Origin of the sequence: Nonomuraea wenchangensis, assembly GCF_900111685.1 — a bacterium.
Classification (GTDB): Bacteria; Actinomycetota; Actinomycetes; order Streptosporangiales; family Streptosporangiaceae; genus Nonomuraea; species Nonomuraea wenchangensis.
In genome coordinates this window covers 41,457-56,981 of the sequence record NZ_FOHX01000021.1, presented here as the reverse complement: position 1 = coordinate 56,981, position 15,525 = coordinate 41,457, and the positions used below count along the sequence as shown (strand labels likewise).

Annotated in this window: 13 protein-coding genes; 12 read left to right on the top strand and 1 reads right to left on the bottom strand. The window is 74.0% G+C overall.

Annotated features, from left to right (window positions below; all coding sequences use genetic code 11):
• Positions 1-21 precede the first annotated feature (21 nt).
• Positions 22-3,870 carry a type I polyketide synthase gene (locus BMW85_RS41245; RefSeq protein ID WP_091092659.1) on the top strand — a complete coding sequence of 1,283 codons (3,849 nt, stop codon included), beginning with the start codon at positions 22-24 and terminating at the stop codon, positions 3,868-3,870.
• Between the two features lie 23 nt (positions 3,871-3,893).
• Positions 3,894-5,105, top strand: a complete 1,212-nt coding sequence (locus BMW85_RS41240; protein ID WP_218156160.1) for a DUF1266 domain-containing protein — start codon at positions 3,894-3,896, stop codon at positions 5,103-5,105.
• A 9-nt stretch (positions 5,106-5,114) separates the two neighbouring features.
• Here the strand turns inward: BMW85_RS41240 and BMW85_RS41235 are convergent, their stop codons facing one another.
• A complete protein-coding gene (locus BMW85_RS41235; RefSeq protein ID WP_177241144.1) occupies positions 5,115-5,504 on the bottom strand; it encodes an RNA-binding S4 domain-containing protein in 390 nt (129 codons plus the stop codon).
• 108 nt (positions 5,505-5,612) lie between these two features.
• Between BMW85_RS41235 and BMW85_RS41230 the strand changes: the two genes are divergently transcribed.
• From BMW85_RS41230 to BMW85_RS41185, 10 genes are all read left to right on the top strand, one after another.
• A complete protein-coding gene (locus tag BMW85_RS41230) occupies positions 5,613-6,428 on the top strand; it encodes a S1C family serine protease (protein WP_091092656.1) in 816 nt (271 codons plus the stop codon).
• 21 nt (positions 6,429-6,449) lie between these two features.
• Positions 6,450-7,421: an AAA family ATPase gene (locus BMW85_RS41225; RefSeq protein WP_091092655.1), complete on the top strand. Its 972-nt coding sequence runs from the start codon at positions 6,450-6,452 to the stop codon at positions 7,419-7,421.
• 4 nt (positions 7,422-7,425) lie between these two features.
• Complete coding sequence (locus BMW85_RS41220) at positions 7,426-8,310, top strand: DUF58 domain-containing protein (RefSeq protein ID WP_091092653.1); 885 nt, start codon at positions 7,426-7,428, stop codon at positions 8,308-8,310.
• On the top strand, positions 8,307-9,254 hold the full coding sequence (locus BMW85_RS41215) for a vWA domain-containing protein (protein ID WP_091092652.1): 948 nt from the start codon (positions 8,307-8,309) through the stop codon (positions 9,252-9,254). Before BMW85_RS41220 ends, BMW85_RS41215 begins: the two co-directional genes overlap by 4 nt.
• Positions 9,255-10,322, top strand: a complete 1,068-nt coding sequence (locus tag BMW85_RS41210) for a VWA domain-containing protein (protein WP_091092649.1) — start codon at positions 9,255-9,257, stop codon at positions 10,320-10,322. It begins immediately after the preceding gene.
• A gap of 32 nt (positions 10,323-10,354) precedes the next feature.
• Positions 10,355-10,702, top strand: a complete 348-nt coding sequence (locus tag BMW85_RS41205; RefSeq protein ID WP_218156159.1) for an effector-associated constant component EACC1 — start codon at positions 10,355-10,357, stop codon at positions 10,700-10,702.
• The gene (locus BMW85_RS41200) at positions 10,699-11,751 is read left to right on the top strand and encodes a caspase family protein (protein WP_091092648.1); all 1,053 of its coding nucleotides are present in this window, start codon (positions 10,699-10,701) and stop codon (positions 11,749-11,751) included. Before BMW85_RS41205 ends, BMW85_RS41200 begins: the two co-directional genes overlap by 4 nt.
• A 149-nt stretch (positions 11,752-11,900) precedes the next feature.
• Positions 11,901-14,204, top strand: coding sequence for a xanthine dehydrogenase family protein molybdopterin-binding subunit (locus BMW85_RS41195; protein WP_245775367.1), 2,304 nt, complete (start codon positions 11,901-11,903; stop codon positions 14,202-14,204).
• The gene (locus BMW85_RS41190; RefSeq protein ID WP_091092644.1) at positions 14,194-14,661 is read left to right on the top strand and encodes a (2Fe-2S)-binding protein; all 468 of its coding nucleotides are present in this window, start codon (positions 14,194-14,196) and stop codon (positions 14,659-14,661) included. Before BMW85_RS41195 ends, BMW85_RS41190 begins: the two co-directional genes overlap by 11 nt.
• Complete coding sequence (locus tag BMW85_RS41185) at positions 14,658-15,479, top strand: FAD binding domain-containing protein (protein ID WP_091092643.1); 822 nt, start codon at positions 14,658-14,660, stop codon at positions 15,477-15,479. Before BMW85_RS41190 ends, BMW85_RS41185 begins: the two co-directional genes overlap by 4 nt.
• Positions 15,480-15,525 lie beyond the last annotated feature (46 nt).

Genomic DNA, 15,525 nt, shown 5'->3' with positions numbered 1-15,525 from the left:
CAGCGAAGGGAAAAGAACGCGATGGCCGACAGTCCGAGCGGAGTCCAGGCCGAACCGGTGGCGGTGATCGGGATCGGCTGCCGCTTCCCCGGCGACGCCGACTCACCGGACGAGTTCTGGGACCTGCTGTGCGCCGCCAGGAACACCACCGGGCCGCTGCCCGACGGACGCTGGCGCCCGTACGAGGAGCGCGGGCCCGAGCACGCCGCCGCGCTGCGGGACGCCGTACGGCACGGCAGTTTCCTGCGCGACGTCGAGGGCTTCGACGCGGAGTTCTTCGGCCTGTCGCCGCGTGAGGCCGAGCTGATGGACCCGCAGCAGCGCATGCTCATGGAGACCGCGTGGGAGGCACTGGAGCACGCGGGACTGCCGCCGCACCGGCTGGCCGGCACCGACGCCGGGGTGTTCGTCGGGGTCTGCACGGCCGACTACGGCAGCATGCTCCTGGAGGACGTGCCGCAGATAGAGGCGTGGACCGGGATCGGCGCCGCGACCTGCGCCGTCGCCAACCGCGTCTCCTACTCGCTCGACCTGCGCGGGCCCAGCATGGCCGTGGACACCGCGTGCTCGGCGTCGCTGGTCGCGCTCCACCTGGCCGCGCAGAGCCTGCGGCTCGGCGAGAGCGACGTCGCCCTCGCCGGCGGCGTCAACCTGCTGGTGACGCCGGGGCAGACCGTGACGCTCGGCGCGGCCGGAGCGCTGGCCCCTGACGGGCGGTCCAAGTCGTTCGACGCGACGGCCGACGGCTACGGGCGCGGCGAGGGCTGCGGCGTGATCGTGCTCAAACGGCTCTCCGACGCGCGGCGCGACGGCGACCGCATCCTCGCGCTGGTCATCGGCAGCGCCGTGAACCAGGACGGGCACACCAACGGCATCATGGCCCCGTGCGGGGAGGCCCAGGAGCACGTCATGCGCCGGGCCTGCCGGCAGGCGGGCGTCGCGCCGGCCACGCTCGACTACATCGAGGCGCACGGCACCGGCACCCGGCTGGGCGACCCGCTGGAGGCGGCGGCGCTGAGCGCCGTCTACGGCGCGGGACGGACCGCGGACGATCCGTGCCTCATCGGCTCGGTCAAGTCCAACATCGGCCACCTCGAAGGGGCCGCCGGCATCGCCGGCGTCATCAAGGCGGTGCTCGCCCTCGACCGCAGGGAGATCCCCCCGAGCGTGCTGGCCACCCCGAACCCGGCCATCCCGTGGGAGACCTCGGGGCTGCGGATCGTGACGAAACGCTCGGCCTGGCCCGATCGCGGTCACCCCAGCCGGGCGGGCGTCTCCAGCTTCGGCTACGGCGGCACGGTCGCGCACATCGTGCTCGAACAGGCGCCGCCGGCCCCCGAGACGCCTCGCGGCGAGGGGACCGGGCTGCGCGTCTTCCCGCTGTCGGCCGCGTCGGGGGCCGCCCTGCGGCAGTACGCGGGCACGCTGGCCGACCGGCTCGACGGCGACGGGCTCAACGGTGGCGGGCTCCACGGTGACGGGCTCGACCTGGCCTCGGCGGGGCACACGCTGGCCCGGCGCCGTACCCACCTGGCCCGCCGGGCCGTGGTGCTCGCGGCCGACCGGCACGAGCTGGCGGACGGGCTGCGCAGGCTCGCCGGCGACCTGCCGGCCGAGGCCGTGCTCACCGGGGACGTGCTGCCCGAGCCGGGCCCGGGCCCGGTGTGGGTGTTCGGCGGGCAGGGCTGCCAGTGGCGCGGCATGGGACGGGAGCTGCTGGCCGGCGAGCCGGAGTTCGCGGCGCTTGTGGACGAGGTCGAGCCGGTCTTCGCCGAGGAGATCGGCTTCTCCCCCCGCCAGGTGCTGGCCGAGGGCGAGCTGGACGGGATCGACCGCGTCCAGACCATGATCTTCGTGATGCAGCTCGGCCTGGCCAGGCTTTGGACCGCCCACGGGGTGACCCCGGCGGCCGTCATCGGCCACTCCGTCGGCGAGATCGCGGCGGCGGTGACCGCCGGCGCGATGAGCGTCGCCGACGGCGCGCGGCTGATCTGCCGCCGCTCGGTGCTGCTGCGCCAGGCCGAGGGCAAGGGCGCCATGGCCATGGTGGGGCTGTCGTTCGAGGAGGCGGCCGAGCGGCTGGCCGGACGGCGCGACCTGGTGGCCGCCATCGCCTCCGCGCCCGGCTCCACCGTGCTGTCCGGCGACGTCGCGGCGGTCGAGGAGGTGCTGCAGGAGTGGCCGGCCGAGGGCATCATGGTCCGCCGGGTCGCCTCGGACGTCGCCTTCCACAGCCCGCAGATGGAGCCGTTGGCCGCCGAGCTGGCCGCGGTCACCGCCGACCTGCCCTTCGGGGCGCCCCGCGTCCCGATGTACACGACGGCGCTGGCCGATCCCCGGTCCACGCCCGTGCTCGACTCGGCGTACTGGGCGGCGAACCTCCGCGACCCGGTGCGCCTGGCCGCCGCGGCCACGGCCGCCGCCGAGGACGGCCACCGCGCGTTCCTGGAGATCTCCCCGCACCCCGTGGTCGCGCACTCCCTGACCGAGACGCTCGCGGAGAGCGGGCACGAGGACGTGTTCGTCGGCATCTCGCTGCGCAGGAACCAGCCGGAACGCGCGGCCTTCCTCACCTCGGTCGGCAGCGCTCACTGCGCCGGCGTCGAGGTGGACTGGAGCCGGCTGCAGCCGGACGGCGGCCTGGCCCCGCTGCCGCCGTACGCCTGGCAGCGCCGCCGCCACTGGCGGGACCCGGCCGCCGGGTCCGCCGAGAACCGCGGCCACGACGTGAACGCCCACACCCTGCTCGGCGCCGGGACAAGCCTCGCGGGCAGCCAGGCCCGCATGTGGCGGACCGTCCTGGAGGACGCCAACCGGCCCTACCCCGGCAGCCACGCCGTCGGCGGGGTCGAGATCGTGCCCGCCGCCGTGCTGGTCAACACGTTCCTGGACGCGGCCGGCGAGCTGCCCGTACTCACCGACGTGGAGATGACGCACCCGCTGATGACCTCGGGACGGCGGCAGGTCCAGGTCGTGCACGAGCCGCCCGCGATCAGGCTCGCCTCCCGCACGCCCGCCGGGCCGGGCGAGCCGGAGCCGAACTGGCTGGTCCACGTGACGGCGTCCGTCGGCGCCCCCGCCACGGAGCTCTCCGGTACGCTGCCGGACCCGGCCGGTCTCGCCCCGATCGACCCCGGGTACGTCCACCGGCGCCTGGCCGCCGTCGGCGTCCCTTCCACGGGCTTCGACTGGACGATCGGGACGCTGCTGAGCGGGGACGGGGTGCTGCGGGCGACCGTACGGACCGAATGGCCGGACGGCGCGGAGCCCACCTGGGCGGCGGCGATGGACGCGGTGATGTCCGTGGCCCCGTGCGTGTTCCCCGGCGACCCGGTGCTGCGCATGGTCGTGCACATCGACGAGGTGGTGCTGACCGGCCCGCCGCCGGAGACCGTGATCATCGAGGCCGCCGTCGATCCGGCGGGCGAGGACACGGTAGGGGCGCTGATCGCCGACGCCGGCGGGCGCGTGGTGGGCCGCCTGTCCGGGCTCCGCTACCCGGTGATCGACGCGCCCACGGCGGCCGAGGAGGAGCTGGGGGAGGCGGCCGGGTCGTACGCCGGCCTGTCCGCCGAGGACCTGCGCGAGCGCGTCCAGAGCGAGGTCCGCGCGGAGATCGCGGCCGTGATGCGGCTCGACCAGGAGGACCTGGCGGTCCGCCGCCCGCTCGTGGAGCAGGGGCTGGACTCGGTGATGACGGTCATGGTCAGGCGGCGCCTGGAGCAGCGCTTCGGCCGCCGGCTGCCGGCGACCCTCCTGTGGCAGCAGCCCACGATCGCGGCCGTCGCCGGCCACTTGGCCGAACTCCTCACGGCCCCGGCCCCCGCGTCGCCGGCCATGTCCGAGAGCGTGCCCGCGGTCGGAGGCTGAGCCCGCTTGTAACATCACGGGGCGTGGAGACGTGGAACGGCATGGGCCCCGGTGCGGCGGCGCCACCTGTCCCCGGGTGGCGCCCGCCCACGGACGTCGAAGCCGGCCTGTACGCGGCCAGGACGCGGGGCGACTGGGCCGCGTACTTCGACGTCCTCGCCACCGCGGACCTCTACCACGCGATGCCGCGCGCCACGGCCGACTCCCGGCCCGGCTGGGTCAGCTACACCCCCACGCCCTGGGCCGCCCGGCCCGGCACCAAGGTCCTGGTGTTCCGCACCGCGGGGATGTTGCCGGCGCCGGCGCCCGACCCGGTCTTCTTCCAGGACGACCTGGGGGAGCTCGCCCGTAACTGGCCCCAGGACGACGAGTGGCTGTGCGTCGACCCGGGCAGCCCCTGCGAGGCGTACTTCCCCGCGACGGCCGAGCACCGGTCGGTGTGGCGCCGACACGCCGAGCGCAACACCTACCCGCGCAGGAACGCGCTGCGCACGCTGTGGACCGGCGGCCCGCTGCACGGCCCGGTCGCGCACGGCCTCGCCTGCGGGGCCCTGCTCTGCGTGGCCAACGCCTCGCTCTGGAACGCGATGGGCTGGCACGGCACCGGCTACGTCCGCGAGCGGAGACGGCTCAAGGAATGGTGGGGGATCACCGGCCGCGAGGAGTGGTCGAGCGCCGTCGAGGCGCTGCTCGACGGCCGGATGAGCAGCCCGTTCTGGGGGACCGTCCTGGGAGTGCGGAGCGCGCTCGCCCGCGACTTCGGCGGCCTGGTGGAGGTCGGCCACTGGCGCGAGGTGACCTCCCGCGTCCTGCGGAGCCTCCGGGCGGGCGACAGCGACGCCGAGACGGAGGCCCAGGTCGCCGGGGCGCAGCGGCTCATCGGGCGGATCACGAGGTACGAGGCCAGGTTCCGCGCGGACGGGCTGCTCCCCGAGAACGGATTCGTCCACACGGTGGAGGCGTGGGACTACGGGCGCGCCTCGAAGATGGCCCGCTGGGGGCTGGGCGCCCGCTACTGCGACCTGGCGGAGGCCGAGCGGGCGGTCCTGCGCGCCGGGCAGCTCAGCCTGATCTCCTACCGTTCGTGGGAGGACTTCTCTGCCGCCTACATCCTCGGGCGCTGCCTGCATTTCGACGAGGAGGAGTTCGGTGACTGGTATGGGGACATGCTCCACGCGCACCGGGTCCTGACGAGCGACCCGAACAGCCCGTGGGTCAACATCCCCTTCCGCTGACCGCGGGTCTCATTCCGGCCGGGGGCGGCGGCCGAGCAGCTTCTCGATGCTGCGGCGCTCGCGCTTGGTGGGGCGGCCCGCGCCCCGGTCGCGTACGGCCACCGGCCCCGCCTGCTCGCGGGGCGGAGGCGGCGGGCTCTTGTCGACGTAGCACTCGGCGGCCACGGGGGCGCCGACCCGCTTGGTGATGATCCTGGAGACGATCACGACGCGTTCGCGTCCGTCGTGCCGCAGCCGGACCTCGTCGCCGACCCGGACGACGTGCGCGGGCTTGACGCGCACCCCGTTGACCCGGACGTGACCGCCCCGGCAGGCGTCGGACGCGACCGACCGGGTTCTGGTCAGGCGTACGGACCAGATCCAGCTGTCCACCCGAGCGCCGGCTTGCTCACCTGCCACCCCGCCACTCTACTGAGGCCGCCGGTGGGGTGGGGGTGTGAGCGGTTCTCATGGAGTTCTCAGGTGAAGTTTGTGGCACTTTGAGCGGACTTTTATGACGATGGAGCGATGGAGCACGTGCCGCAGGAGGCCGGCCCGCCCGAGGCTCGGGAAGCCGGGGCCGGGAGGGCTCGGCGGTACGCCGCCGCCGGCGGCCTGCTCGTCGTCGTGGCGGTGCTGGCGTACTGGCTGGGAGGCGGCGGAGGGAGCGGCGAGGAGGCCGCGCCCCGGCCCACCCCGACGCCGACGCCGAGCGCGTCGCTCACGGTGACCGACGTCTTCGAGCGGGTCGGGCCCTCCGTGGTGGTCATCCGGTCGGGCGACGCGCTCGGCACCGGCGTGATCGCCAACGAGGACGGCACGATCCTGACCGCGTACCACGTCGTCAAGGGCTCCGCCGGTGACGGCGCCGCGGACGTCACCGTGACCTTCGCCGACGGCACCAAGGCGAAGGCCGCCGTCGCGTCCTCCCTCCCGGAAAGGGACGTCGCCACACTCAAGCCCACGAAACTGCCCGAGATCGTCGTCCCCGCCACGCTCGGCGGCGGCGTGGAGGTGGGCGCGCCCGTCGTGGCGATCGGCAACCCGCTCGGTCTCACCTACAGCGTCTCCACCGGCGTCGTGTCCGGACTGAACCGCGCCACCGCCGGCGCCGCCAAGGGCAGCGACCTGAAGGGGCTCATCCAGTTCGACGCCTCCGTCAACCCGGGCAGCTCCGGCGGCCCCCTGCTGGACGCCCGCGGCCTGGTCATCGGCGTCGTCGTGTCGATCGCCGACCCGGGAGGCGACGAGGCGTTCGCCGGGATCGCGTTCGCGGTGCCGATCGGGGCGGCTCTGGGCGGAGGTGACGGCGACGGGCCAGGCGATTCGACGGGCGCCATCTGACCTGACGAGAAGGAAAACCGTATGACACATGTCCACCCGCTCGAACAGGTGCTGTACGAGGTCAAACGCACGATCGTCGGCCAGGACCCGCTCCTGGAGCGCATGGCCGTCGCACTGATCGCCGACGGTCACCTGCTGGTGGAGGGCGTGCCCGGCCTGGCCAAGACGCTCGCCGTACGGTCGCTGGCCGCCGCGATCGCCGGCAAGTTCCAGCGCGTGCAGTTCACCCCCGACCTGGTGCCCGCCGACCTCGTCGGCACCCGGGTCTACCACCAGCACTCGGGGGAGTTCAGGACGGAGCTCGGCCCCGTCTTCGCGAACCTGCTGCTGGCCGACGAGATCAACCGCGCCCCGGCCAAGGTGCAGAGCGCCCTGCTGGAGGTGATGCAGGAGCACCAGGTGACGATCGGGCGGGAGACGTTCCGGGTGCCGGAGCCGTTCCTGGTCATGGCGACGGAGAACCCGATCGAGTCGGAGGGGACGTACCCGCTGCCCGAGGCCCAGGTCGACCGGTTCATGATGAAGGTCGTCGTGGACTACCCGACGCAGTCCGAGGAGCAGGCGATCGTCCAGCGGGCGCTGCGCCCGCCGGAGCCGCCACAGCCGATGGTGACCACCGAGGACCTGATGGCGATGCGCGAACGGGCCAGGCAGGTCTACGTCGATCCGGCCGTCGTCGACTACGCCGTACGGCTGGTCACCGCCACCCGCTCCCCGGCCATGGCCGGGCTCGGCGAGCTGGAGCACTACGTCACCCACGGGGCGAGCCCTCGGGCCTCGATCGCGCTCGTCACGGGCGCGCGGGCGCTGGCGTTCCTGCGCGGGCGCGACTACGTGCTGCCGCACGACCTGTCGGAGCTCGCGCTGGACGTGCTGCGTCACCGCCTCGTGCTGTCGTACGAGGCCCTGGCGGACGACGTGGACGCCGACACGATCATCGCGAGGGTCCTCGGGGCCGTCCGCGCCCCCGACGTCGTCCTGCAGAACCGGTAAGGCCATGGCCACCGCCCCCGAGAGACTCCTGCTCCGCCTGGAGTGGAAGGTCGTCCGCAGGCTGGACGGCCGGCTCCAGGGCGCCCACCGCACCGCCCATCGCGGCTCCGGCATCGACTTCACGGGGCTGCGGGCGTACACGGAGGGCGACGACGCCCGGCACATCGACTGGAACGTCACCGCCCGGCTGGACGAGCCGCACCTGCGGGTGTTCACCGAGGACCGCGAGCTGACGGTGTGGCTCGTGCTCGACCGGTCGGCGTCCATGGCGGCCGGGCGGCCGGGACGCGGCAAGCACGACGTGCTCGCCGAGCTCGCGCTCGTCCTCGCCCGGCTGTTCGGGCGGGGCGGCAACCGGGTCGGCGCGTTGCTGTACGACACCGGGACGGTGCGGGTCGTGCCGCCCGGCACGTCCCGGCGGCATACGCTGCGGATCGCCGCCGAGCTGGAGCGCACCGCCACTTCCGGGGCCGGTGCGACCACCGACCTGGCCGCGATGCTGGACGCGGCCGGGCGGCTCGCCCGCCGCCGCGCGCTCGTCGTCGTGCTGTCGGACTTCATCGGCGACGGCGACTGGGAACGTTCGCTCCAGCGGTTGGCCCGCCGGCACGAGGTGGTCGCCCTGCGGATCACGGACGCCGCCGACGACGTGCTGCCCGAGGCCGGGCTGATCGTGGTCGAGGACGCCGAGACCGGGGAACAGCTCGTCGTGGACTCCGCCGACCCGTTGCTGCGGGTACGCCTGCGCGAGGCGGTCGACGACCGCGAGGCCCGGCTGGCGGCGGGCATGCGCCGGGCCCGGGTGCCCGTCCACCGCGTCGACACCGACCGCGACCTGGGCGAGGCGCTGGTCGAGATCGTCGCGGGCACCGGGGCCAGGAAGCCATGACGGTCTCCTCGCCCCTTCTGCTGGTCGTCGGGCTGCTCGTCACGGCGGCGCTGGTCTGGGCGGCCGTCGTCCTGGGGCGGCGGAGGACGGCGGCGCTCGCCGCGGCCGGTGTCGCCCTGCCGGGCGGGCGGCGGTCGCTCGGGACCGGGCTGACGATCGCCGGCGTCGGCGTGCTCGCCGTCGCCGCCGCAGGACCGGCGGCCATGGTGCCGGTCCCGCGCACCGCCGGCACCGTCATCCTCGCCATGGACGTCTCCAACAGCATGGGGGCCGACGACGTCGCGCCCAACCGGCTGGCCGCGGCGCAGCGGGCGGCCCGCGCGTTCATCGAGGCGCAGCCGGACAGCGTCGACATCGGCGTGGTCGCCTTCGAGCAGGGCGCGCGCACCACCGCCCGCGCCGACGCCGACCACTCCGTCGCGCTCAAGGCCGTGGACCGGCTGAGGATCACCGGCGGCACCTCGCTCGGGGCCGGCATCAGGGCCTCGCTCGTGGCGATCACCGGCAAGCAGGTGCCCCTCGATCCCGGCGGCGACGTACCCGACCTCGGCTACTGGCCGTCGGCGACGATCGTGATGTTCACCGACGGCCAGAACCGGGGCGGCGACATCGAACGCGCCGCCGAGATCGCCCAGAAGGCGGGCGTCCACATCCACACCGTCGGGGTCGGCACCACGGCCGGGGCGACCGTGCGGGTGGACGGCCTGCGCCGGCACACCGCGCTGGAGGAGGACGTCCTGACCGAGATCGCGGAGATGACGGGCGGTGCCTACCACCCCGCCTCCGACGCCGCGCGGCTCGACGGGATCGCCGACACGATCGACCTGCGGGTCACCGTCTCGGACGAGCCGCTGCCGCTCGCCGGCGGGCTGATCGGGCTCGCCCTCGCGCTGCTCACCGGGGGAGCGGCGCTCACCGTGTTCAGGTCGGGGCGGGTGATCTGAGTGACGTTCTCGTGGCCGTGGGCGCTGCTGTCGGTCCTGGTCGTGCCGCTGATCCTGGCGATCCGCTGGTGGGCGCTGCGCCGCCGGCGGCGGGCCGCCGTGCGGGTCACCTCGATCGCGCTCGTACGGGCCGCGCTGCCCGGACGTACGCGCTGGACCCGGCGGATCCCGCCGGCGCTGTTCGTGGCCGGGCTCGTGCTGCTCGCGGTCGGGGCCGCGCGCCCGCAGGCGTCGGTGGCGGTGCCGATGAGGTCGGCGACGATCCTGCTCGCCCTGGACACCTCCGCCTCCATGTGCGCCACGGACGTCGACCCCAACCGTCTCACCGCCGCGCGCAAGGCCGCGGCGGACTTCATCGAGTCGCAGCGCGGCGGGCCGCGGATCGGACTGGTCACCTTCGCCGGCTCGGCGGGCCTGCTCGTGCCCCCCACCGACGACACCGACGAGCTGATCGAGGCGCTGGACGGCCTCACCGTGGGCCGCGGCACCGCGATCGGCCAGGCCATGCTCGCCTCGATCGACGCGATCGCCGAGGTGGACCCGTCGGTCCCGCCCACGGGCGCGAACGCCACCGCCGGCGGCGCGGAGCAGGGCTATGCCGGCGCCGCGATCGTCGTGCTCACCGACGGCGCCAACACCCAGGGCGTCGCCCCGGAGACCGCCGCCGAGGAGGCGGCGCTGCGCCGGCTGCGCGTCTTCACCATCGGCTTCGGCACCACGAACCCGGCCCCGATGGTCTGCGAGAACTCCCAGTTCGACGGCCGCGGCTTCGGCGGCTTCGGCGGCTGGGGCGGCGGCCGGGGCGGCTTCGACCGGGGAGGCCGCAACATCCGCTCGATCGACGAGCCCACACTCAAGGAGATCGCCAGGACCACCGGCGGCTCCTACCACCGCGCCGAGAACGCCGACCAGCTCCAGGACGCCCTCGACTCGCTGCCCGGCTCCTTCAAGGTGATCCGCGAGCGGGTGGACACGGCCGCGTTCTTCGCCGGCGGCGGCGCCCTCCTCGTCGTCACGGCCCTGTCCCTTTCCCTGTGGTGGAACCGCCCTCGTACGCCGATCCGGTGAGTAATCTGGTCATGACGTGGAGGAGGGTCAGGATGTCCATCCGCATGCGATTCGACGGCGACCATTCCGAAGAGGAGTTACAGTCCCTTCGTCAATGGCTGCTGGACGACCCGGAGGTGCGCAGGCACGCCCGCGTCAGGCTGGCCGGGCCTCCGGTCCAGGACGGGGAGATGGGCTCCGCGCTCGACGTGATCGAGCTGATCGTCGACAGCGGCTTCCAGGCGCTCAACTTCGCGCTCGCCTATGTCGCCTGGCGCGCGACGCGACCGGCGAAACCCTCCGTCACCATCGAGCGCGACGGCACGAAGATCGTCCTGTCCGACGGTGATCCGGAGACGGTCGAGAAGATCGTCCGAGCGCTCGAATCCAAGCGGTCATGAGCAGGGTCCCGGATCCCGCCCTCTCCAGGGTCGTGCTGATCGGGACGGCGCACTACGACTTCCTCCCCGCCCTCGCGTCGGTGGAGGACAACCTCCTGTCCCTCGCCGACGTCCTGACCGCCGAGGAGGTCTGGGGGCTTCCCGCGGATCACGTGACGATCGTGGCCGATCCGGTGACCAGCGCGGACATGCTGGATCCCGTGGTGCGGGCGGCGGACGAGGCCACCGACACCATGGTCTTCTACTACGCGGGCCACGGGCTGACCGAGCCCCGGCGGGGAGAGCTGCGCCTGGCGCTGGTGGGGTCCGACTCGCAGCGCCCGTACACCGCGGTCTCCTACGCCCACGTCAGGGACGCGTTGCTGGGCAGCCGCGCGGCCCGCCGGATCGTCGTCCTCGACTGCTGCCACAGCGGGCGGGCATTGGGCACGATGGCCGACCCCGTCACGGCCGCCATCGACGAGGCCGGCGCCGAGGGCACCTACGTGCTCGCCGCGACGGCGGAGAACCAGAAGGCGCTCGCGCCCGTGGGCGAGCCGCACACCGCCTTCACCGCCGAACTGCTGAGCATCTTCCAGAACGGGATCCAGGGACACGGCCCGCTGCTGGACCTGGACGCCATCTACAACCACGTACGCGCGGCCATGCGCGACAAAGGACGTCCGCTGCCGCAGAAGCGCGACCGCAACACCGCCGGGCAACTGACCCTGGTCCGCAACCGGGCCCACTCGTCGCCGGCCGGGACCGTACACGTTCAGGGTCTGGAGGTCGAGGGGGAACGGGCGCGGGCGCGCCTCGCGGAGTACGGCTTCGTCCCCACGGCCGAGCCGATGTCCGGGAGGGTGAGGAAGTCCCGGCTGGTGGAGGTAACCGACTTCGACCCCCGCCACCATGCCGGAGGGCCACGGGCGGTTCAGGGGAAGTGCTCGTGGCACGGAGCCACGTGCGACGAGGAAGTGGTCGCCAGCGTGCTGGTCCGCGACGGAGGCGGCGATGCCTGGCACGCCGTGTGCCGGCGGGCGCTCCGGGCGCTCGGCGCGACGCGCTGACTCAATCCTTCACCCGTCGTAAGAGTCCTGGCGACTACGGTCACATTGCCTCACATGGGTCTTGCCGCGCCTGTGGGCACCCGCCAAGATGGGTAGCTATACGTCTAACGACGCTTGCCCCCAAGCCTCGACGGAGGTGGCCTGTGACGATGATCGGCTCGGCTGTACCGCGCAAGGAGGACGCCGCGCTGCTGACCGGGCGCGGCACGTTCGTGGACGACATCCAACGCCCAGGGCTGCTGCACATGGTCTACGTGCAGAGCACCGAGGCCCACGCGCTCATCACCGGCATCGACACCTCGGCGGCCACCACGCTGCCGGGCGTCGTCGGGGTGTGGACGGCGGAGGACTTCGCGGAGCTGCCGGCGCGACCGTCCGTACCGGGGCTGGAGCGCCACTACCTGGCCGGGGACAAGGTCCACTACGTCGGCGAGCCGGTCGCCGTGGTGGTCGCCGCCGACCGGTACGCCGCCGCGGACGCGGCCCGCGCCGTCGAGGTGACGTACGAGCCGCTGCCCGTGATGGCGACGCTGGAGGCGGCGCTCGCGCCCGACGCCGTGCCGATCTTCGCGCCGCTGCCCGGCAACGTCGCGCTGGAGCAGCCCGTGACGCCGGACGGCGTGGCGGCCGAGCTGGACGCCGCCCCGCGCCGGCTGCGCGCCCGGCTGGTCAACCAGCGTGTCGCCGGAGCCCCGCTGGAGCCGTACGGCGTGCTCGCCGACTGGGTCGGGAACGGCGTCACCGTGTGGGCGACCGTGCAGGCGCCGCACCGGGTGCGGGCGGAGATCGCCCAGGTGTTCGGGCTGGCCAGGCACCTGGTACGGGTCGTCGCCCCCGACGTCGGCGGCGCGTTCGGCGTCAAGTCGTCGTTCATGCCGGAGCTGTTCCTCGCGCCCGAGCTGTCGCGCAGGCTCGGCCGGCCGGTCAAGTTCGTCGAGGCCCGCCGCGAGCACATGACGCACACCTACCACGGCCGCGACCAGGTGCAGGAGGTCGAGGTCGGGTTCGACGAGAACGGCGTCATCCTCGCCCTCGACGTCACGATCACGGTCAACATCGGCGGCGTGCCCGACCCGGTGGGCATCGGGCTGCCCACGCTGACGTCGTACATGCTGGGCGGCTGCTACCGGATCCCGAAGATCGCCGCCCGCTACCGCAGCGTGCTCACCAACACCACGCCCACGGCGTCGTACCGGGGGGCGGGGCGGCCGGAGGCGAGCTTCCTGATCGAGCGGGTCGTCGATCTCGTCGCCCTTGAGCTGGGCAAGGATCCCGCCGAGGTCAGGAAGGTCAACCTGATCGGGCCGGAGCAGATGCCGTACCAGACGCCGTTCGAGGGCATCGTCTACGACGAGGCCGACTATCCGGCGGCGCTGGAGCTGCTGCTGGGCGAGCTGGACTACGACGCGCTGCGCGCGGAGCAGGAGCGGCGGCGCGCGGACCCCGGCGCGCGGCTGCTCGGGGTGGGGCTGTCGACGTTCGTGGAGATGGCCGGGTTCGGGCCGACGCCGCTGTTCGAGCAGTTCGGCTACCTCGGCGGCTGGGAGTCGGCGAACCTGCGGCTCCAGCCGGACGGCTCGGTGATCGTGCTGGTCGGAACCGCCCCGCACGGGCAGGGCCACCAGACCGCGATGGCGCAGATCGTCGCCGACGAGCTCGGCGTGCCGTTCGAGGCCGTCAGCGTGCTCTACGGCGACACGGCGGTCGTGCAGGAGGGGATCGGCACGATGGGCAGCCGCGGCATGCCGGTCGCCGGCAACGCCGTGCGTCAGGCCGCCGTCGAGGTCGCCGACCAGGCCCGCCGCATCGCCGCCCACCTGCTGGAGGCCGACCCCGACGACCTGGTACGGGTCGGCGACGGCTTCCAGGTCAAGGGCGTGCCCGACGCCGCGGTGCCCCTGGCCGCCGTGGTCGAGCGCTCCTTCAAGCCGCACCTGCTGCCCGAGGGCACCCGGCTCGGCCTGGAGTCCACGGCCTACTACGAGCCGAAGAACCTCAGCTACCCGAGCGGCGCGCACGGCTGCGTGGTGGAGGTCGAGCGGGACACCGGGCGGGTGCACGTCGTGCGCTACGTCTGCGTGGACGACTGCGGCACCGTCATCAACCCGATGACCGCCCGCGGCCAGGTGCACGGCGGGGTCGCGCAGGGCATCGCGCAGGCGCTGTACGAGAAGGTGTCCTTCGACGCCGAGGGCCGGCCGCTCGCCGCCTCGCTGGAGGAGTACATGCTGCCCGGCATGCTCGACCTGCCCCGCTACGAGACCCACCACATCGAGACGAGGTCCAGCTTCAACCCCCTCGGCGTGAAGGGCATTGGCGAGGCCGGCGCCACCGCCGCGCCGCAGGCGGTGGTCAACGCGGTGGTGGACGCGCTCGCCCACCTCGGGGTGCGTGACGTCGAGATGCCCTGCACCCCCGAACGAGTCTGGAAGGCCATGCACCATGCGAGTTGAGATCATCGTGAACGGCCGGTCGCACGACAGGGAGATCGAGCCCAGGCTCCTCCTCGTGCACTTCCTGCGCGACCTGCTGTCCCTGACCGGCACCCACGTCGGCTGCGACACCACGAGCTGCGGCGCCTGCACGGTCCTGCTCGACGGCGTCGCGGTGAAGTCGTGCACCGTGCTCGCCGCGCAGGCCGACGGGTGCGAGGTGACCACGGTCGAAGGGCTGGCCGGGCCCGGCGGGCTGTCGCCCGTGCAGGAGGGGTTCCGCCAGTGCCACGGCCTGCAGTGCGGCTACTGCACGCCGGGCATGGTCATGGCCGCCACGGCACTGCTCGCCGAGCGTCCCGACCCGTCGGAGCAGGAGATCCGCGACGGGCTGAAGGGCAACATGTGCCGGTGCACCGGCTACCAGATGATCGTCGAGTCGGTCCAGTGGGCGGCGGCCAACGGAGGTGCGCGATGATCCCGGCGGGCTTCTCGTACGTGCGGGCGGGCTCGGTCGAGCAGGCACTCGCCGAGCTCGCCCGGCACGGCGTCGACGTCCGGCTGCTGGCCGGCGGCCACTCGCTGCTGCCGGCGATGAAGCTGCGCCGGGTCGAGCCCGGCGTCCTGGTCGACATCGGCCGGCTGCGCGAGCTGGCGTACGTCAGGCTGGACGGCGACCGGGTCGTGGTCGGCCCGCTCACCACCCACCGCACGCTGGAGCGGGACCCGCTGGTCGCCGAGCACGTGCCCCTGCTGGCCGCGGCCGCGCGCCGGATCGGCGACCCGCAGGTACGCAACCGGGGCACGATCGGCGGCTCGCTGGCGCACGCCGATCCGGCCGCCGACCTGGCCGCCGCGGTGCTCGCCCTGGACGGCGTCCTGGTGGCGCGCGGCCCGTCGGGCGTCCGCGACATCCCGGCGGCCGAGTTCTTCACCGGGGTGCGGACGAGCGCGCTGGCCGCCGACGAGCTGCTGGTGGAGATCCGGCTGCGGGCCGCCACCGGTCTCGGGTACGCCTTCGAGAAGTTCAGCCGCCGCGCCCTGGACTGGGCGGTCGTCGGGGTGGCCGCCCAGGCGCGGCCCGAGGGGCGTACGGCGGTCGCGCTGATCGGCATGGGCCCGACGCCGTTGCGGGCGGGCGCGGTGGAGGAGGCGCTGGCGGCGGGCGTGCCGGCGGCCGAGGCGAGCGCGCTGGCCGCCCGCGGCTGCGCGCCCGCCGACAACGCGGTCGCGAGCGCCGCCTACCGCGCGCACCTCGCCGAGGTCCTGGTCGGCCGCGCCCTCGCGGCGCTGTGAGCGGGGGCGGCGAGGCCGCCGGCCCCGCCGCCCGCGACGCGGAGGC